Origin of the sequence: Streptomyces rimosus subsp. rimosus, assembly GCF_000720725.1 — a bacterium.
GTDB classification, from domain to species: Bacteria; Actinomycetota; Actinomycetes; order Streptomycetales; family Streptomycetaceae; genus Streptomyces; species Streptomyces rimosus_A.
This window is the reverse complement of sequence record NZ_JOCQ01000008.1, coordinates 24,369-42,110: the sequence shown is the minus strand read 5'-3', so window position 1 is coordinate 42,110 and position 17,742 is coordinate 24,369. Positions and strand designations below refer to the sequence as shown.

At 73.0% G+C, this 17,742-nt stretch carries 13 protein-coding genes, 1 pseudogene and 1 riboswitch; of the genes and pseudogenes, 11 read left to right on the top strand and 3 right to left on the bottom strand.

The annotated features are described in order from the left end of the window. The first annotated feature begins 75 nt into the window (after positions 1 to 75). From IH45_RS0106285 to IH45_RS0106275, 3 genes are all read left to right on the top strand, one after another. Positions 76 to 1,380 (top strand): sensor histidine kinase, encoded by a 1,305-nt coding sequence (locus IH45_RS0106285; protein ID WP_032916884.1) that lies wholly within the window; start codon positions 76 to 78, stop codon positions 1,378 to 1,380. A 197-nt stretch (positions 1,381 to 1,577) separates the two neighbouring features. Next, positions 1,578 to 2,180, top strand: a complete 603-nt coding sequence (locus tag IH45_RS0106280) for a GNAT family N-acetyltransferase (protein WP_030662646.1) — start codon at positions 1,578 to 1,580, stop codon at positions 2,178 to 2,180. Between the two features lie 231 nt (positions 2,181 to 2,411). Then, positions 2,412 to 4,268: an MFS transporter gene (locus IH45_RS0106275; protein ID WP_030662643.1), complete on the top strand. Its 1,857-nt coding sequence runs from the start codon at positions 2,412 to 2,414 to the stop codon at positions 4,266 to 4,268. A gap of 15 nt (positions 4,269 to 4,283) precedes the next feature. On the opposite strand, the gene IH45_RS0106270 is transcribed toward IH45_RS0106275, so the two are convergent. Next, positions 4,284 to 4,796, bottom strand: coding sequence for a DUF6344 domain-containing protein (locus IH45_RS0106270; RefSeq protein ID WP_050514580.1), 513 nt, complete (start codon positions 4,794 to 4,796; stop codon positions 4,284 to 4,286). Between the two features lie 428 nt (positions 4,797 to 5,224). Here IH45_RS0106270 and IH45_RS0106265 point away from each other — a divergent pair, with 428 nt between their 5' ends. Then, entirely contained in the window at positions 5,225 to 6,607 is a 1,383-nt protein-coding gene (locus IH45_RS0106265; RefSeq protein WP_030662639.1) for an alkaline phosphatase, read from the top strand. Between the two features lie 268 nt (positions 6,608 to 6,875). Then, positions 6,876 to 7,313 (top strand): annotated as a pseudogene (locus IH45_RS1000000146250) (tellurite resistance TerB family protein); the annotation flags it as partial. Between the two features lie 24 nt (positions 7,314 to 7,337). Here the strand turns inward: IH45_RS1000000146250 and IH45_RS0106250 are convergent. Next, positions 7,338 to 7,913 carry a TerD family protein gene (locus IH45_RS0106250; RefSeq protein WP_030662633.1) on the bottom strand — a complete coding sequence of 192 codons (576 nt, stop codon included), beginning with the start codon at positions 7,911 to 7,913 and terminating at the stop codon, positions 7,338 to 7,340. 171 nt (positions 7,914 to 8,084) lie between these two features. Between IH45_RS0106250 and IH45_RS0106245 the strand changes: the two genes are divergently transcribed. The 5 genes from IH45_RS0106245 (at position 8,085) to IH45_RS0106225 (ending at position 12,248) form a co-directional block, all read left to right on the top strand. Next, positions 8,085 to 8,516, top strand: a complete 432-nt coding sequence (locus IH45_RS0106245) for a BlaI/MecI/CopY family transcriptional regulator (protein WP_030662630.1) — start codon at positions 8,085 to 8,087, stop codon at positions 8,514 to 8,516. A gap of 7 nt (positions 8,517 to 8,523) precedes the next feature. Next, positions 8,524 to 9,489, top strand: a complete 966-nt coding sequence (locus tag IH45_RS0106240; RefSeq protein ID WP_030662627.1) for a M56 family metallopeptidase — start codon at positions 8,524 to 8,526, stop codon at positions 9,487 to 9,489. An 87-nt stretch (positions 9,490 to 9,576) separates the two neighbouring features. Continuing rightward, positions 9,577 to 10,275: a hypothetical protein gene (locus IH45_RS01000000143195; protein ID WP_158812948.1), complete on the top strand. Its 699-nt coding sequence runs from the start codon at positions 9,577 to 9,579 to the stop codon at positions 10,273 to 10,275. Between the two features lie 124 nt (positions 10,276 to 10,399). Next, positions 10,400 to 10,654 (top strand): hypothetical protein, encoded by a 255-nt coding sequence (locus IH45_RS0106230; protein WP_234440436.1) that lies wholly within the window; start codon positions 10,400 to 10,402, stop codon positions 10,652 to 10,654. Positions 10,655 to 10,913: 259 nt separating this feature from the next. Next, positions 10,914 to 12,248, top strand: coding sequence for an LCP family protein (locus IH45_RS0106225; protein ID WP_030662621.1), 1,335 nt, complete (start codon positions 10,914 to 10,916; stop codon positions 12,246 to 12,248). Positions 12,249 to 12,344: 96 nt separating this feature from the next. Here IH45_RS0106225 and cobN read toward each other — a convergent pair whose 3' ends face one another. Beyond that, positions 12,345 to 16,016 carry a cobaltochelatase subunit CobN gene (gene cobN, locus IH45_RS0106220; protein WP_030662617.1) on the bottom strand — a complete coding sequence of 1,224 codons (3,672 nt, stop codon included), beginning with the start codon at positions 16,014 to 16,016 and terminating at the stop codon, positions 12,345 to 12,347. Positions 16,017 to 16,054: 38 nt separating this feature from the next. Next, positions 16,055 to 16,202: riboswitch (cobalamin riboswitch) on the bottom strand. A gap of 48 nt (positions 16,203 to 16,250) precedes the next feature. Between cobN and cobG the strand changes: the two genes are divergently transcribed. Continuing rightward, a complete protein-coding gene (cobG, locus tag IH45_RS0106215) occupies positions 16,251 to 17,711 on the top strand; it encodes a precorrin-3B synthase (RefSeq protein WP_030662614.1) in 1,461 nt (486 codons plus the stop codon). The last annotated feature ends 31 nt before the right edge of the window (positions 17,712 to 17,742 follow it).

Here is a 17,742-nt window from a genome sequence, read left to right as displayed (position 1 = left end):
GGCCCCGCGCCGCAGGATGGTTACGCACGACGCCGGGAACGCCCTGCACCGAGCACAGACACGGAGACGAATGAGATGACCGAAGGTTCGTACAGCGACGTCCAGCCCGCGCGCCAGGGACGCAACTGGTTCACCGCCGGATGGATAGCCATGGGCCGCGGGCTGACCATGTTCTTCCTCGGGCTGCTGGCCGTCTTCCTCGCGTGGTTCGCGCTCGTCGGCATGTCGCTCACCCTCCTCGGCTTCGGCCTCTTCCTCGTACCGGGGCTGGTCGCGGCGCTGCGCTGGTCGGCCAACGCCCAGCGGCGGCTGACCGGGAAGACCGGTGTGCGGATCGCCGAGCCGTACGGCCCCGCGCCGCGCGCCGAGGGCGGCTGGAAGGGCGCCTGGCGCAAGTGCGAGGCGATCTTCACCGACAGTGCGACCTGGCGCGACATGCTGTGGGCCCAGTGCGCCGTCACGGTCACCGGCCTGTTCGCCATCATCCCGTTCGCCTCCCTCGTCCACGGCCTGTTCGGCATGCTGCTCCCGTTCATCTGGGAGCCGGTCGTCCAGGCCTGGGACGGCACCTGGTACATGTTCGTGCCGGTGCGCAGCCAGGACTCCGCCTGGATCGCCGCCGGCCTGGGCCTGCTGGAGATCCCGATCGGCCTGCTGATCGCCCCGTACGTGCTGCGCCTGAACTCCCGTATCACCCACTCCCTGCTGGCGCCCACCGCCAAGGCCCGGATGGGGCGGCGCGTCGAGCACCTGGCCCGCACCCGTACCGATGTCGTCGACTCCTCCGCCGCCGAGATCCGCCGCATCGAGCGCGATCTGCACGACGGCGCGCAGGCCCGGCTGCTCGCCATGGGCATGAAGCTGGGCGCCGCCGAATCGCTCCTGGACGAGAACCCCGAGGCCGTCCGCACCCTGCTCGCCGAGACCCGCGACGCCTCCGTACGCGCCCTGGAGGAACTGCGCGACCTGGTACGCGGCATCCACCCGCCGGTGCTCGCCGACCGCGGCCTGGTCGACGCCGTCCGCTCGCTCTCGATGGAGAGCCGCCTCCAGGTCCAGGTGACCGCCAACCTCCCGGCCCGCCCGGAGCCGGCCGTGGAGTCCGCCGCCTACTTCGCCGTGTGCGAGCTGCTGGCCAACGCGACCAAGCACTCCGGTGCGCGCCGGGTCCTCATCGACATCCAGTACCGGGCCAACGCCCTGGCGGTGAGCGTCACCGACGACGGCCACGGCGGCGCGGGCCTGGAGTCCGGCAGCGGCCTCCAGGGTGTCCAGCGGCGGCTGGCCGCCTTCGACGGCACCCTCGGCATCAGCAGCCCGGTCGGCGGCCCCACCACCGTCAGCCTCCAGATCCCCTGCTCCCTGACGGTCATGCCCTGAACCATTTCCCTCCCCCCACGCCGGGCCCGGGTCGCACGCCGACCTGGGCCCGGCGCGTCCGCGTGCGCCGCGCGAGCAGGTCATGCCCTGTCTACGGGACGGCAGTTCGCCGCCCGGCCCCGCCCCGGCCGAACTACGCTCCGTACCCGTACGCCCGGCGTACCCACCCGACCGACCAAACGGAACCGGTGTCCCCCATGACCATGAGCACCCCCGCAGTCCGCCCCGCCACCCGCGACGACCTGCCCCGGGCCCTGCACACCCTCCAGCGCGCGTTCGCCGACTATCCCTTCACCCGCCACACCATCGCGGCCGACGGCCACCTCGACCGGCTGCACCGCTTCAACGAGCTGTTCCTCACCCGTATCGGCATGGAGCACGGCCGCGTCTGGGTGGCCGACGAGGGCGACGCGGTGGCCGTGTGGACCACGCCGGAGACCATCGGCGCGGGCGAGGTGTTCAGCGAGCTGGGCCCGCTGTTCACGGAGATCGCCGGGGACCGGGCCGAGAACTTCGCGCAGGCCGAGGCCATGATGGGCCCGCACCGGCCCACCGAGCCCGTGTGGTTCCTCGGCTCGGTCGGCGTGGACCCGGACCGGCAGGGCCGGGGCCTGGGCAGCGCGGTGATCCGCCCCGGTCTGGACACCGCCGACGAGGCGGGCGTGCCCGCCTTCCTGGAGACCTCCGACGAGCGCAACGTGCGCTTCTACGAGCACCTCGGCTTCGAGGTGACGGCCGCGTGCGTGCTGCCCGGCGGTGGTCCGCGTACCTGGTCCATGCTCCGCAAGCCGGAAGCCTGACCCCGGGGCCCGGCCGACGGCGTCCGGCCGACGGGGCCCGCCCCGGCCGGACGCGAAGACGGCCCCGCGCTGCTTGGACTCCTTGACCGTCCCGCTTGGACTCCTTGACCGTCCCGCGCTGCTTCGACTCCTCGACGGCCCCGACTTCCGTCTCCACGGACCCCGTTGGAATGCCCACGCCACCAAAAGCGTTCAAGGGGCATCCACTTGCACCGACCGGAGGCCGCACGTATGCCACAGACGACGGACCAGCGCGCCGGGGACCCGGCGCCGACCGCCGCGCATCCCCTGCCCGGGCCCACCGCACCGCCCCTCGACCCGCCGCGAGGGGAGCGACGGGGCGGGAGCGGCGCCGTCGTCCCCGTCCTGGCCTTCGCCGGCATCGTCGTCGCCGTCATGCAGACGATGCTGGTCCCCGTCATCAAGGACCTGCCGACCCTGCTGGCCACCGCCCCGAACAATGCCACCTGGGTCATGACCGCCACCCTGCTCACCGGTGCCGTGGCCACCCCCATCATGGGCCGCCTCGGCGATCTCTACGGCAAGCGGCGGATGCTGCTGGCCAGCCTGGCCTTCATGGTCGTCGGCTCGCTGATCTGCGGCGTCACTGTTGACATGACCACGATGCTGGTGGGCCGGGCGCTCCAGGGCTTCGCCATGGGCGCCATCCCGCTCGGCATCGGCATCATGCGCGACCAGCTGCCGCCCGAACGCCTCGGCTCCGCCATGGCGTTGATGAGCTCCTCCATCGGCGTCGGCGGCGGTCTCGCACTGCCCGCCGCTTCCCTGGTCGCCCAGCAGACCGACTGGCACGCGCTGTTCTTCGGCGCCGCGGGCCTGGGTGTGCTGGCCATGCTGCTCAGCGTCGTCTGCGTCCCCGAGTCGTCCGTACGGGCCACCGGCCGCTTCGACGTGCTCGGCGCCATCGGGCTGACCGGCGGGCTGGTCTGCCTGCTGCTGCCGGTCACCAAGGGCAGCGACTGGGGCTGGGGTTCGCCCACCACCCTCGGCCTGTTCGGCGGCGCGGTCGCCGTACTGCTCCTGTGGGGCGTCTACGAACTGCGGGTCGCCGCCCCGCTGGTGGACCTGCGCACCACCGCCCGCCGCGAGGTGCTGCTCACCAACCTCGCGTCCATCATGGTCGGCGTCGCCTTCTACGCGATCTCGCTCGTCCTGCCGCAGCTCCTTCAGCTCCCGGAGTCCACCGGCTACGGCCTGGGCCAGACCATGGTCGTCGCGGGCCTGTGCGTGGCGCCGCTCGGCCTGACGATGATGCTCACCGCCCCCGTGTACGCGCGCATATCGGCCCGGCGCGGCCCCAAGACCACCCTCATGCTCGGCATGCTCATCATCGCCGTCGGTTACGGCGCGGGCCTGGGCCTGATGAGCGCCGCCTGGCAGACCGTGATCATCTCGATCGTGGTCGGCGCGGGCATCGGCCTGGCCTACTCCTCGCTGCCCGCCCTGATCGTCGGCGCCGTCGACCCGTCCGAGACCAGCGCCGCCAACGGCCTGAACACCCTGATGCGTTCGATCGGCACTTCGGTGTCGAGCGCGGTCATCGGCATGGTGCTGGCCCACCTGTCCGCCCCCGCGGGCTCCGTGACGGTGCCGACCATGGCCGGCTTCCGCGTCTCGTTCGCCATCGCCACCGGCGCCGTCGCCGTCGGCCTCGTCCTGGCGGCGTTCCTGCCGTCCCGGCCCAAGCCGGGCGAGCCGCGGCTGCTGGCCCGCAGCGAGGCGGAAACCGGGGCGTTCGAACGGGTCGCCCCCGATGCGGGCACCATCGACGCCACCACGCCGACATGCCCGCCGACCGCTCTCCGCGGCACCGTACGGGACCCGCACGGACGCCCGCTGCCGGACGCCGTCGTCACTCTCCGGGAACCGGGCGGCTCACTCACCGCCCACACCGTGACCGGCCCGGACGGCTCCTTCGCCTTCACCGGCCTCACGGCCGGCGCCTACACCCTGACGGCCGCCGGCTACCCGCCGCACGCCGACCGGGTCACGCTCGCCCCCGGCGACCGGGAACGCCGCCTCGACTTCGACCTCACCCAGGAGGCCGCCACGAGGCCGCAGGCGTAAGCCCGTCGAACCGTCTCAGGCAGGGCAGAGCACGCGGTCGCGCTCGGGCCGCCGGGCCTGGGGCACGCTCGCCGGACGGGCCGGCGGCACACTGGCCGGACGGGCCGGCGGCGCGCCCACCGGCCGGGTGTACGGGGCATCGGACAACTCGACCGGCACGCTGCGGGAACTGGGCGCCGCACCGTGCGCCTCGGCCCGGATGCGCTGTTTCATCGTCGGCGGCAGAATCCGCCCGTACCGCATCCGGGGCAGCGCGAACACCGGTACGTCCCAGGGGACTCCGCCCTCCTCGCACACCCCGCCCGGCGCACCCGCCGGTTCACCGGCATAGTCATCGACCGGCGGATCCGCCCACCCGTCCCCGGCCTCGGCAACGGCCGCCGGGGCGGGGGCGGGAGCCGGGACGGCAACAGCGCCGGTGGTGGCGGAAGTGGCGGTGGCGGGCGTACGGAAGCCCAGCGCGGCAAGCATCTTGACGACAACGACGACGAAAGCGGCCCAGAGTCTCGTGACCTTGGTGGCGGCCATGATCCCTCTCTTCTCTGCTCGGTCCTGCGGTCAGTCCCCGGCCCTCGGGAGGTACCGCGGCGAGGCGGTGGCACAGCGCCGCGCGGACGCTCATCCCGATGACCGATTTGCGTACTTTCCTCATGATGTGTAGACGACCCGAGAACACGAGGACCCGCGCCCGCGATTCGCCGTTCTTCGGATGAACAGCACTCGGGTGGGCGAACGGGGCCGGACTTTCCGCCGACGCGTCCGCACCGCCACCCGCTCCCGCACCACCCCGCCGACCACCTCCACCACTCCCCACCGACCACCTCCACCGCTCCCCGCCGACCACCCCCGTTGCCCTCCGAGCAGCCAAGGCGCCGCGTGGTGGTCATCCGGGGTTCACCGGGGGCTGGTGGGCTTCAGCGCGTCGGCACACGGCCGGCGTGCGAAGAGGAGTACTCATGCGAAGACTGCGCCTGTCCCGTCGCAGCGTCATCACCGGTGCCGCCGTGGCGCTCGCCACCGCGGCGGCCGTGCCCGCGGGGGCCGCCGCCTTCGGGTCCGAGCACCAGGCGGAGCGGGCGGTCCGGGGCGGGGCGGCGAAGAACGTCATTCTGCTGATCGGTGACGGGATGGGGGACAGCGAGATCACCCTCGCGCGGGACTACACCGTGGGGGCCGCCGGGCGGCTGAACATGGACAAGTTCCCGCTGACCGGCGCCTACACGACGTACGCCGTGGACGAGCACAAGAAGCCGGACTACGTCACGGACTCCGCGGCCAGCGGCAGCGGCTGGGCCACCGGGCACAAGACCGTCAACGGCCGGATATCCAAGACGCCGGACACCGACAAGGCGCTGCCGACGATCCTGGAGCTGGCGCAGAAGAACGGTTACGCCACCGGCTCCGTCACCACCGCCGAGCTGACCGACGCCACCCCGGCCGTCCTCGCCTCGCACGCCACCGACCGCAGCTGCCAGGGCCCGGCCGACATGGCCAAGTGCCCCACCGACAAGATCAGCAAGGGCGGGCCCGGCTCGATCGCCGAGCAGAGCGTGAACCACAAGGTGGACGTGCTCCTCGGCGGCGGCAAGCAGCGCTTCGACCAGAAGATCACCGAGGGCCCGTACAAGGGCCTGACGGTGGCCGAACAGGCCCGCAAGCTGGGCTACCAGGTCGTCACGGACCGGGACGGCCTCAAGCGCGTCAAGAGCGTCGCGGGCGGCAAGCCGGTGCTGGGGCTGTTCGCTCCGGGCAACGTGCCCGTCGAGTGGACCGGCAAGGGCGCCGCCGTCGGCGGCACCGACCCGCAGCGCTGCACCACCAGCAACCCGCAGCGGTCCAAGGGCACGCCCGCGCTGGACGAGCAGGCCGCCAAGGCCATCCAGCTGCTGGAGAAGAAGCAGCGGGAGCAGCGCGGCCACGGCCGGGACAAGGGCTTCTTCCTCCAGGTCGAGGGCGCCTCGATCGACAAGCAGGACCACGCGGCCGACCCCTGCGGGCAGATCGGCGAGACCGCCGCGTTCGACCGCGCGGTGAAGGTGGCCCGGGACTACGCCGCCAAGCACCCCGACACGCTCGTCGTCACCACCGCCGACCACGGCCACTCCAGCCAGATCGTGCCGCTGGACGCCAACCCGCCCGGCCTCTCCTCGACGCTCGTCACGAACGAGGGCGGCAAGCTGAAGGTCAACTACTCGACCAACACGCCGGGCAAGTCGCAGGAGCACACCGGCACGCAGGTACGGATCGCCGCGCAGGGCCCGCAGGCGTACCGCGTGCTCGGCGTCACCGACCAGACGCAGCTGTTCACCACCCTGCGCACCGCGCTGCGGCTGCGCTGAGGGAGCGGGCGGCGAGCCTGACCACCACCTGAGACCCCGAGGGGGGCTTTCGGGGGAGCGGGGGATACGGAGGGCCGGGGCCGACGCCCCGGCCCTCCGCACGTGTGCGCCCGGCACGGCGGCCGGTGTCCAGGCATCCGATGTCCCGGCATCCGATCGTCCCGGCATCCGGTGTCCCGCGAATATCTACAAGGCTGTAGATTTTGCTTGTGCATTACTCGATGGCGAGCGATGCGCGGCACCCCGCGGGAACGACAAGGAGATCCACATGGCTCTGTGGGACCGGATCAAGGATTCCGCCCAGACGATGCAGAACCAGCTCGTCGCGAAGAAGAACGACCTCAAGAGCGGCGCCTTCCGGGACGCGAGCATGGCGATGTGCGCGCTCGTCGCCGCCGCCGACGGGCACGTCGACCCCTCCGAGCGGCAGCGGGTGGCCCAGCTCATCGCCACCAACGAGGTGCTGCAGAACTTCTCCGCCGACGATCTGCGCCGCCGCTTCGACGACTACCTGGACAAGCTCACCGCCGACTTCGACTTCGGCAAGGTCGGGCTCATGCAGGAGGTCGGCAAGGTGAAGAAGAAGCCGGTCGAGGCGCGTGCCGTCATCCAGATCGGCATCGTCATCGGCGGCGCCGACGGCGACTTCGACAAGACCGAGCAGGCCGTGGTGCGCGAGGTCTGCTACGCGCTGGACATCCCGCCGCCGTACCGCTCACGGGCGGTCGGATCAGACGTTGACGCCGAAGTCCGCCGCGATGCCGGCCAGGCCGGACGCGTAGCCCTGGCCCACCGCGCGGAACTTCCACTCCGCGCCGTGCCGGTACAGCTCGCCGAAGACCATGGCGGTCTCGGTCGAGGCGTCCTCGGTGAGGTCGTAGCGGGCCAGCTCGGTGCCGTTCGCCTGGTTGACGACGCGGATGAACGCGTTGCGGACCTGGCCGAAGCTCTGGCCGCGGCTCTGCGCGTCGTGGATGGAGACCGGGAAGGCGATCTTGGTGACCTCGGCGGGCACGCCCGCCAGGTTCACGTTGATCGACTCGTCGTCGCCCTCGCCCTCACCGGTGAGGTTGTCGCCGGTGTGCTGCACCGAGCCGTCCGGGCTGGTGAGGTTGTTGTAGAAGACGAAGTGCCGGTCCGAGACGACCTTGCCCGACTCGTTGCACAGCAGGGCGCTCGCGTCGAGGTCGTAGTCGGTACCGGTGGTGGTCCGCACGTCCCAGCCGAGGCCCACCGTCACGGCGGTCAGGCCGGGCGCCTCCTTCGACAGCGAGACGTTGCCGCCCTTGGCCAGCGAGACTCCCATGGATGTTCCTCCCGGGTCGGGGTGTGTGGCCTCCTTGTGCGGCGGGCCACAATCTCTACAGTGCTGTAGAGGATGACGAACAACAGCCGGGACGCGTTCCCGGACCGCTCAGTAGGATGCGGCGACGCCCCCGCCGCGCGGGGCGTCCGGCACGGAACGGGAGGCGACGGCATGAACGGGGACCCCTTCGGCGGCCATCCGGACGGGCGCGACCGCGCGCGCCGCCGGGGCCAGGGCGAGCTGGAAGCCCAGGTGCTGGCCGCGCTGCACCACTCCCCCGGCCCCGTCACCGCCGCCTGGGTACAGGACCACCTCGGCGGCGACCTCGCATACACGACGGTGATGACGATCCTCTCCCGCCTGCACGCCAAGAAGGCCGTCACCCGCGAACGCGTCGGCCGGTCCTACGTGTGGACCCCGGCCGCCGACGAGGCGGGCCTGGCCGCGCTGCGCATGCGCCGCGTACTGGACAGCGAGTCGGACCGGGACGCCGTACTGGCCAGCTTCGTATCGGCCCTGTCCGCCCAGGACGAGCAGCTGCTGCGATCCCTGCTAGAGCGCGCCACCGGCGGCCCCGGAGCATCCGAGAGTTCCGGAGCCTGACCGACCCATGGGCGTTTTCGTCTTCCTCCCGCTCGTGCTCCCGCTGACCGCCCTGCCGATCGCCCGCCTCGCCGGCCAGCACCTCCACCCGCGCAGCACCACCCGCCTGCTGACTGCGCTGGCCGTGGTCCTCGGCGTGTGCAGCACGTTGTGCCTGGGGCTGCTGATGGTGGTGGGCACCGCCCAGCTGCCCGGCAATCCGCTGCCGGACGGCTGGTCCGACCCGGAGGTACGCGCCGCGGTGCCGGCCGCGGAGTTCGCGGGCACGGCGGCGATCGCCGCGCTCGCCGCCGTCCTGACGGCCTGCGGCACCGAGCTGCGCCGCCACTACCGCGTCCGCTCCCGTACGCACCAGGCGCTGGACGGGCTGCCGTCCGGTACGGAACTGGCGGTGCTGCCCGACGACTCCCCGTACGCCTACGCCGTACCCGGCCTGCCCGCCCGCCCCGGCAGGCCCGCGCGCCCCGGCCGGATCGCGGTCTCCCGCGGCATGCTGCACAGCTTGGACAGCGACGAGCGCCGCGCGCTGCTCGCCCATGAACGCGCCCACCTGGCGGAACGCCACCACCGCTACCAGCTCGCCGTACGGCTGGCCGGCTGCGCCAACCCGCTCCTGCTGCCGCTGCGTACGGCGGTCGCCTTCAGCGCCGAGCGCTGGGCCGACGAGGAGGCGGCGCGGACCGTCGGCGACCGGCGGCTGACCGCGCGGGCCGTGGGCAAGGCCGCGCTGGTCTCCCGGCCCACACCCGGTCCCCTGCTGGCGGGCTTCGCCGCCCCGGAGCCGGGCCCCGTACCGCGCCGGGTGGCGGCCCTCCTCGGCCCGGCGCCCACGGCCCGCAGCTGGCCGCCCGCGCTCACCCCGGCGGGCCTGGCCGCCCTGGTCGCCGCCGCGGGCACCGCCGCCTCGGCCCTCTCCTCGCTCAACGCGGCGGTGGCGCTCTTCCTCGTCCTCAAGGCGGCCACCCCGCTGTGAGGGCGTTCCCGCTCTGAGTACGCGCACGCCCGGGACCTGGGGGTTTGTGCTCAGGTGGCGGGTCCGCCGCGTCCGTAGCCTGCGGTTGTGACAACCGTGGAAGAGCAGCGCGCCGAACCCGCCGAAGGGCCTCAGAGCCGTCCCGCCCTGAAGTCGGCCGCCCTCGGCTGCGGTTTCCTGGCGGCGCTCCCGGTCCTCCTCGTCCTGGGCGTGGTCCTCGTCATCATGGTCGAGTCGGCGGTGCCCGAGGACTACGCCAAGGTGACGCCCGAGAAGATGGCCGAACAGGTCGTCAGCACGTCCGAGGACGCCTACCGGGCGATGGGGCTGCGCCGCCGGATACCGAGGGGCGAGCAGCGCACCGGGACGGGAGGACGCACGGTGAACACGCTGACCTCCGGCTTCTGCTATCCGGGCGGCTGGGAGAGCGTCAAGGACCACTCCGTGGACGGCGCCTACAGCCTCAGCCACGCATGGGAACTCGACCAGGTGCCCGCCAAGGTGGCCCTCCCGGCGCTGAAGCGGCTGCGGGACCACCTGAAGGACACCGGCTGGCGCATCAGGGATTACGGAAAGACCGTCAACGACGAGTGGGAGGTGCGCGCGGAGCGCGACGAGGAGACGTCGGACGACGGGGTCGTACGGCAGTCGGTGACCTGGTACGAGAACGATCAGCGCCTCAGCGGCGGCTACGCCGGGCCCTGTGCATACGACCCCGGCTGGAGGAAAGGTGACGGCCTGGCAGGTACGCAGGTGCGCGCCCCGGCCGTCTTCCCCACCCCGTGACCGCCCGCCCCGGGCGCCTCCCTTACGATGTGATCCGCCCCACACCGTCGAGTTTCTACAGCGTTGTAGAAGTTGGCTGTAGAGTGCGCCAGAACACGCGCAACCGGTCCGGCGGGAGGGGGAGATGGCGACGAGGCACGGACCCCCACAGCAGGACGGGCCGCCCCCGGAGGCGGAGGTGCGGTGGGTCTACCAGCCGGTGGAGCTGCAACATCCCGACGGCGGGTGGGAATTGGGCCGGATCAGCGCCTGGTGGCGGGACGGGGCAGGCGAACTGTGGTGCAGGTTGCGTACGATGCGCGGCAGCAGCGGCAGTTGCCCGCAGTGGTTTCCGTACGACCCCGACCGCATGCTCGTCCTGCCGAGCGCGGGCATCTGACGCACCAGAAGGACCAATAGGCGTGCAAGACAGGAACCGGCCCCGGCGGGGCGCGACCTCCGGCCAGAACGGCACCGTCACCTCCGGCCCCACGGGCCGCAGCGGCCGCTCCGGCCCCGGCGCGGACTCCCGCGGCCCCGACGGCCCCGGCGTCCCCGGCCCCCGTTCCCGCCGGGCCGGCCGGCAGAGCTCCGGCTCCGGCACCGGCGGCTCACGCCGCGCCGCGGGCCCCGGCCGCGGCCGCCGCCCCAAGGCCCGGATGACCCGGCGCGGCCGCATCCTCGCCTGGACCGGCGGCGTCCTCGGCGTGTTGCTGCTGATCACGGCCGGCGTCGGCGGCTGGATCTACTTCAAGCTGGACGGCAACATCCACGGCGCGGACGTCGGCAGCCGCCTCGGCGGCGACCGCCCCGCCAACCTCAGCCCCGGCTCCAAGAACATCCTGGTCGTCGGCTCGGACAGCCGCGCGGGCGCCAACGCCAAGTACGGCAAGAACCTGGACACCATGCAGTCGGACACGCTGATGGTGCTGCACATCGCCGCCAACCGCGAGTGGGCCACCGCGGTCTCCTTCCCGCGCGACTCCTGGGTGTCCATCCCGGCCTGCGACAGCGGCAAGGGCCACACGTCCAAGCCCCACCACTTCAAGATCAACGAAGCGTTCACCATCGGCGGCGAGAGCGGCGATGTGGCCAACGCGGCGGCCTGCACGATCAAGACCGTCGAGAAGAACACCGGACTGCGCATCGACCACTTCGTCTCGGTCGACTTCCAGGGCTTCAAGGGCATGGTCAACGCCCTGGGCGGCATAAAGGTCTGCCCGAAGACCGCGATCCACGACAAGAAGGCGCACCTCGACATGGAGGCGGGCTGCCAGGAGGTCAGCGACGAGAAGGCGCTCGGCTACGTCCGTACCCGCTACAGCGTCGGCGATGGCTCCGACCTCGGCCGCATCGGCCGCCAGCAGGAGTTCATGAAGGCGCTCGGCGAGAAGGCGCAGTCCAAGCTGACCAGCCCCGGCGCGCTGTACGACTTCCTGGACTCGGCCACCAAGTCGCTCACCACCGACGAGGAGCTGGCGGGCGTCAAGCCGCTGTCCGAACTGGCCTCCACGGTCAAGGACATCCCCAGCAACCGGCTCACCTTCCTGACCGTGCCGAACTACCCGCGCGAAGCGGACGTGCCCACCGACAAGGCGAACGTCATCTGGCAGTACCCGCAGGCCGGCGACCTCTTCAGCGACCTGGCGCACGACAAGGAGGTCAGCAAGGACAAGCTGGCCTCCGAGGCCAAGAAGCTGGTCACCGCGCGCTCGGTGAAGGTACGGGTCCTCAACGGCACCGGCACGCCCGGCTACGCGGCGGGCGCGGCGGCCGACCTGCGCAAGATGGGCTTCTCGGTGGTCTCCACCGGCAACGCGGCCCCCGGCGCCAAGGAGACCGCCATCACCTACCCCGCGTCGATGGAGGCACAGGCGAAGGTGCTGTCCGCCCGGCTGGCGGGCGTGAAGACGGAGAAGTCGGCGGACACGGCGGCAGCGGCGACGGACGTGGTGACGCTGACGGTGGGCGAGGGCTTCACCACGACCGGCTGACCCGGCCACCTCGTACGACTCGCAAGAACCGCAAGGAGCGCCGGACGGGCACTTAGCCCGTCCGGCGCTCCTCGGTGTCTCCGGGGTCTCCGGGCGTCAGCCCTTGTCCTCCAGGTCGCCCTCGGTCTCCAGGAACGCCTCCCGGAGCGCCGCCAGCGTCTCCTTGTCCGGCTCGGCCCACATGCCGCGCGACTCCGCCTCCAGGAGGCGTTCCGCGATGCCGTGCAGGGCCCAGGGGTTGGCCTCCTGGAGGAAGGCGCGGTTCTCGGGGTCGAGGACGTACGTCTGCGCCAGCTTGTCGTACATCCAGTCCGCGACGACGCCGGTCGTGGCGTCGTACCCGAACAGGTAGTCGACCGTCGCGGCGAGTTCGAAGGCGCCCTTGTAGCCGTGGCGGCGCATCGCCTCGATCCAGCGCGGGTTGACCACGCGGGCGCGGAAGACGCGGGAGGTCTCCTCGACCAGCGTGCGGGTGCGGACCGTCTCGGGGCGGGTCGAGTCGCCGATGTACGCCTCGGGCGCGCTGCCCTTGAGCGCGCGGACGGTCGCGACCATGCCGCCGTGGTACTGGAAGTAGTCGTCCGAGTCGGCGATGTCGTGCTCGCGGGTGTCGGTGTTCTTCGCCGCCACCGCGATCCGCTTGTACGCGGTCTCCATCTCCTCGCGCGCCGGGCAGCCCTCCAGGCCGCGCCCGTACGCGTAACCGCCCCACACCGTGTAGACCTCGGCGAGGTCCGCGTCGGTGCGCCAGTCGCGGGAGTCGATCAGCTGGAGCAGGCCCGCGCCGTACGTCCCCGGGCGGGAGCCGAAGATACGGGTGGTGGCGCGCCGCTCGTCGCCGTGCGCGGCCAGGTCGGCCTGGGCGTGGGCGCGGACGAAGTTGGCGTCGGCGGGCTCGTCCAGGGACGCGGCGAGCCGTACCGCGTCGTCCAGCAGGCCGATGACGTGCGGGAACGCGTCGCGGAAGAAGCCGGAGATGCGCAGCGTCACATCGATGCGCGGACGGCCCAGCTCCTCGGCGGGGATCGGCTCCAGACCGGTCACGCGGCGCGAGGCGTCGTCCCAGACGGGCCGGATGCCGAGCAGGGCCATCGCCTCGGCCACGTCGTCACCCGACGTGCGCATGGCGCTCGTCCCCCACAAGGACAGGCCCACCGAGGTCGGCCAGTCGCCGTGGTCGGTGCGGTAGCGCTCCAGGAGCGAGTCGGCGAGCGCCTGCCCGGTCTCCCAGGCGAGCTTGCTGGGTACGGCCTTGGGGTCGACGGAGTAGAAGTTACGGCCGGTCGGCAGCACGTTGACCAGGCCGCGCAGCGGCGATCCGGACGGGCCCGCCGGGACGAAGCCGCCGGCCAGCGCGTGCACGGCGTGGTCGATCTCGTCGGTGGTGGCGGCCAGGCGCGGCACGACCTCGCGCGCGGCGAAGGCGAGGATCGCCGCCACCGGCTCGCGCTGCTCCTCCGGCAGCCCGGCAGTGACCCGCTCGACGGCGGCCAGGTCCCAGCCCGCGTCGTCCATGGCCTGCACCAGGCCGCGGGCGCGCTCCTCGACCTCGTCGGCGGTCGTACGGGTAGCCGCCGACTCGTCCAGGCCCAGCGCCTCGCGCAGGCCGGGCAGCGAGGACGTACCGCCCCAGATCTGCCGGGCGCGCAGGATGGCGAGCACGAGGTTGACACGCGCCTCGCCCTCCGGGGCGCCGCCGAGGACGTGCAGACCGTCGCGGATCTGCGCGTCCTTGACCTCGCACAGCCAGCCGTCGACGTGCAGCAGGAAGTCGTCGAAGCCCTCGTCGTCCGGGCGCTCCTCCAGGCCGAGGTCGTGGTGCAGCTTGGCGGCCTGGATCAGTGTCCAGATCTGGGCGCGGATGGCGGGCAGCTTGGCCGGGTCCATGGCGGAGATCGCCGCGTATTCGTCCAGCAGCTGCTCCAGGCGCGCGATGTCGCCGTACGACTCGGCGCGGGCCATCGGCGGTACGAGGTGGTCGACCAGCGTAGCGTGCACCCGGCGCTTGGCCTGGGTGCCCTCGCCCGGGTCGTTGACCAGGAACGGGTAGATCAGCGGCAGGTCGCCGAGGGCCGCGTCCGGGCCGCAGGCGGCGGACAGGCCGGCGTTCTTGCCGGGCAGCCACTCCAGATTGCCGTGCTTGCCGAGGTGCACCATGGCGTCGGCACCGAAACCGCCGTCCTCCCGGGAGGCGGCGATCCAGCGGTAGGCGGCCAGGTAGTGGTGCGACGGCGGCAGATCGGGGTCGTGATAGATCGCGATCGGGTTCTCGCCGAAGCCGCGTGGCGGCTGAATGAGAATGAGCAGATTGCCGCGGCGCAGGGCCGCCAGCACGATGTCGCCGTCCGGGTTCTTGCTCCGGTCCACGAACATCTCGCCGGGCGGCGGGCCCCAGTGCTCCTCGACCTGCTCGCGCAGCTCCTGCGGCAGCGTGCTGTACCAGCGCTTGTAGTCGGCGGCGGGGATACGGACCGGGTTGCGGGCCAGCTGCTCCTCGGTCAGCCACTCCTGGTCGTGGCCGCCCGCCTCGATCAGCGCGTAGATCAGCTCGTCGCCATCACCGGACTCCAGCCCGGGCACGGGCTCGTCCCCGTAGTCGTAACCCTCCTCGCGGAGGCGGCGCAGCAGGGCGACGGCACTCGCCGGAGTGTCCAGACCGACCGCGTTGCCGATCCGCGAGTGCTTGGTCGGGTACGCGGACAGCACCAGCGCCAGACGCTTGTCGGCGGGCGCGATGTGGCGCAGCCGGGCGTGGCGTACGGCGATGCCGGCAACGCGGGCGGCGCGCTCGGGGTCGGCGACGTACACCGGCAGGCCGTCCTCGTCGGTCTCCTTGAAGGAGAACGGGACGGTGATCAGCCGGCCGTCGAACTCGGGCACCGCGATCTGGCTGGCGGCGTCCAGCGGCGACAGGCCCTCGTCGTTCTCCTCCCAGGCGCTGCGCGGCCCGGTCAGGCACAGGGCCTGGAGGATCGGCACGTCCAGCGCGGCCAGCGCGCCCGCGTCCCACGCCTCGTCGTCACCGCCGGCCGACGCCTCGGCGGGCTTGGTGCCGCCCGCCGCCAGCACGGTCGTCACGATGGCGTCGGCGGCCCGCAGCTCCTCGATCAGCTCCGGCTCGGGCGCCCGCAGCGAGGCCACGAACAGCGGCATCGGGCGGCCGCCGGCCTCCTCGATCCGCTCGCACAGCGACTCCACGAAGCCGGTGTTGCCGCTCATGTGGTGGGCGCGGTAGTAGAGCACCGCGACCAGCGGGCCGGTCGCGGCGCCCGTGTCGTCCGTACGGGCCACGACCTCGCCGCCGGTACGCGCCTCGGCCGCCAGGTGCTTCGAGCGCTCCAGGTGGCCCCAGGACGGCGCGGCGGCGGGCGGCTCGAAGCCGTGGCCGGTCAGCAGCACGGTGTCGGACAGGAAGCGGGCGAGCTGCTCCAGGTTGGCGGGGCCGCCGTGCGCCAGGTAGGCGTGCGCCTCGGCCGCGATGCCGATGGGGACGGTGGACGCCTCCATGAGCTGCGCGTCCGGGGCCTGTTCGCCGGTGAGCACCACGACGGGGCGGGTCTGGTCGGCGGCGAGGAGCTGGTCCAGGCCCTCCTGCCAGGCCCGCAGGCCGCCCAGGAGCCGGACGACGACCAGGTCGGCGCCGTCCAGGAGGCCGGGCAGCTCGGCCAGGTCGAGGCGGGCGGGGTTGGCGAGCCGGTACGGCACGGGACCGGCGGCCGCGCGTGCGCTGAGCAGGTCGGTGTCGGACGTCGACAGCAGCAGGATCATGGCGGCGTCTGGCCTTCCTCGGGGTCCGCGCCCCGGGCGGTGTTCACGGACGGCGGGAGTTCCTGGCTCGCCCGGCGGTGGCCGGGCTCACAGTGGCGGGACCGCGCCGGATTTCCACCGGGCTTCCTCCCTTGGCGCCGTCGCTGGCGTCCGGTGGGCCAGCTGACCCACCGACCTGCATAGTAAGGGCTGCCGCAGGCGACTGGTCGGGGGACCGCCCGAGCCATCGTCGGTATGCTCGCCGCCATGCCGCCCACCCCCGCGATACCCCCACACCGGGACGAATCCCTCGTACGGGATGGCGGTGACGCCTGCGCAGGGGGCGGCCGCGACCCCCGCGTACGGGACGTACGGGAGCGCGGCGATGCCGTCGTACGGGACCGTGGCGAAGCCGTCGTACGGGACCGTGGCGACGCCTGCCCCGGGGCGCTGCGCCTGCACGAAGCAGCGGACGGATTCCTGGCCCGACTCCGCCTGCCCGCAGGCCTCCTGACGCCTGATCAGGCCCGCGCCCTGGCCGACGCGGCGGACCGTCTCGGCGACGGCCACCTCTCCCTCACCTCCCGCGGCAACGCGGAGCTGCGCGGCCTCGGCGACGGCAGCGCCGCGCCCCTCGCCGACCTCCTGCGCACCGCCGGCCTCCTCCCCTCCGACCAGCACGAACGCGTCCGCAACATCGTCGCCTCGCCGCTCGCCGGACTGGACGGCCAGGGCGCCGACGGCGGCGCGTCCGTCCAGGACTGGGCCCGCGAACTCGACCGCCTCCTGTGCGCGAGCGACACCGCCCCCGCCCTCTCCGGCCGCTTCCTCTTCGCGCTGGACGACGGCCGCGGCGACGTGGCCGCGCTCGGCGGCGATGTGACGTTGATCGCAGAGTTGGGCGGTACGGCGCTGCTGCGCATCGGCGACGACACGGAGGCGCTGCGGCTGCCCGGCCGCGACGCGCCACGCGTGGCCCTCGCCGCCGCCGAAGCGTTCCTCACCGTCGCCCAGGAAGCAGGCAACGGCTCGTGGCGCGTACGGGAGCTGCCGCCGGGTTACGAGGCCGCGACCGTCCGCGTACACCTGCGTACGCAACTCCCGGAGCCGTACGCGACAGCCACACCCCCACCCTCCACCCACCCGTCCCCGCCCCGGCCGGGCCTGGTCACCGCCCCCGACGGCGCTCCGGCCGCCGCCCTCTCCCTCCTCGCGCCCCTCGGCCGCCTCACCAGCGCCCACCTGCGGGCGCTGGCCGCCACCGCCGCCCGGGACGGGGCCGGCGAACTGCGTATGACACCCTGGCGCGGCGTGGTCCTGCCCGGCCTGTCCCCGGAGACGGCCGATGCCAGGCTGCGCGAACTGGCCGCGACCGGCCTGGTCACCGACCCCGCCTCCCCCTGGTACGGGCTCGGCGCCTGCACCGGCCGCCCCGGCTGCGCCAAGTCCCTGGCCGATGTACGGGCGGACGCGGTGTCCACGCTCCGCGCGGACGGCCCCGGGCTGCTGCCCGTCCACTGGTCGGGCTGCGCGCGCCGCTGCGGCCACCCGCACGGCGCGTGGGTCGATGTCGTGGCCACCGGCGACGCCTACGAGGTGTCCGTACGGGGCACCCGCGACGGGACGGCCCCCGTGACCACCGTCCCCACGACCGACCCCGGCCGCCTCGCCGACGCCGTCGCGACGGCCCGCGCGGCCACCCGCACAACGACATGACGGCCACCCGTACCACCCCCACGACGACATG

Bases quoted from the DNA above. Each gene is read 5' to 3' on its own strand.
- IH45_RS0106245 (WP_030662630.1), top strand. From the start codon at position 8,085: ATGAACGGGGACCCCTTCGGCGGCCATCCGGACGGGCGCGACCGCGCG.
- IH45_RS0106275 (WP_030662643.1), top strand. From the start codon at position 2,412: ATGCCACAGACGACGGACCAGCGCGCCGGGGACCCGGCGCCGACCGCC.
- IH45_RS0106250 (WP_030662633.1), bottom strand. From the start codon at position 7,913: ATGGGAGTCTCGCTGGCCAAGGGCGGCAACGTCTCGCTGTCGAAGGAG.
- IH45_RS0106265 (WP_030662639.1), top strand. From the start codon at position 5,225: ATGCGAAGACTGCGCCTGTCCCGTCGCAGCGTCATCACCGGTGCCGCC.
- cobG (WP_030662614.1), top strand. From the start codon at position 16,251: ATGCTCGCCGCCATGCCGCCCACCCCCGCGATACCCCCACACCGGGAC.
- IH45_RS0106230 (WP_234440436.1), top strand. From the start codon at position 10,400: ATGGCGACGAGGCACGGACCCCCACAGCAGGACGGGCCGCCCCCGGAG.
- cobN (WP_030662617.1), bottom strand. From the start codon at position 16,016: ATGATCCTGCTGCTGTCGACGTCCGACACCGACCTGCTCAGCGCACGC.
- IH45_RS0106270 (WP_050514580.1), bottom strand. From the start codon at position 4,796: ATGGCCGCCACCAAGGTCACGAGACTCTGGGCCGCTTTCGTCGTCGTT.
- IH45_RS0106280 (WP_030662646.1), top strand. From the start codon at position 1,578: ATGACCATGAGCACCCCCGCAGTCCGCCCCGCCACCCGCGACGACCTG.
- IH45_RS0106225 (WP_030662621.1), top strand. From the start codon at position 10,914: ATGACCCGGCGCGGCCGCATCCTCGCCTGGACCGGCGGCGTCCTCGGC.
- IH45_RS0106285 (WP_032916884.1), top strand. From the start codon at position 76: ATGACCGAAGGTTCGTACAGCGACGTCCAGCCCGCGCGCCAGGGACGC.
- IH45_RS0106240 (WP_030662627.1), top strand. From the start codon at position 8,524: ATGGGCGTTTTCGTCTTCCTCCCGCTCGTGCTCCCGCTGACCGCCCTG.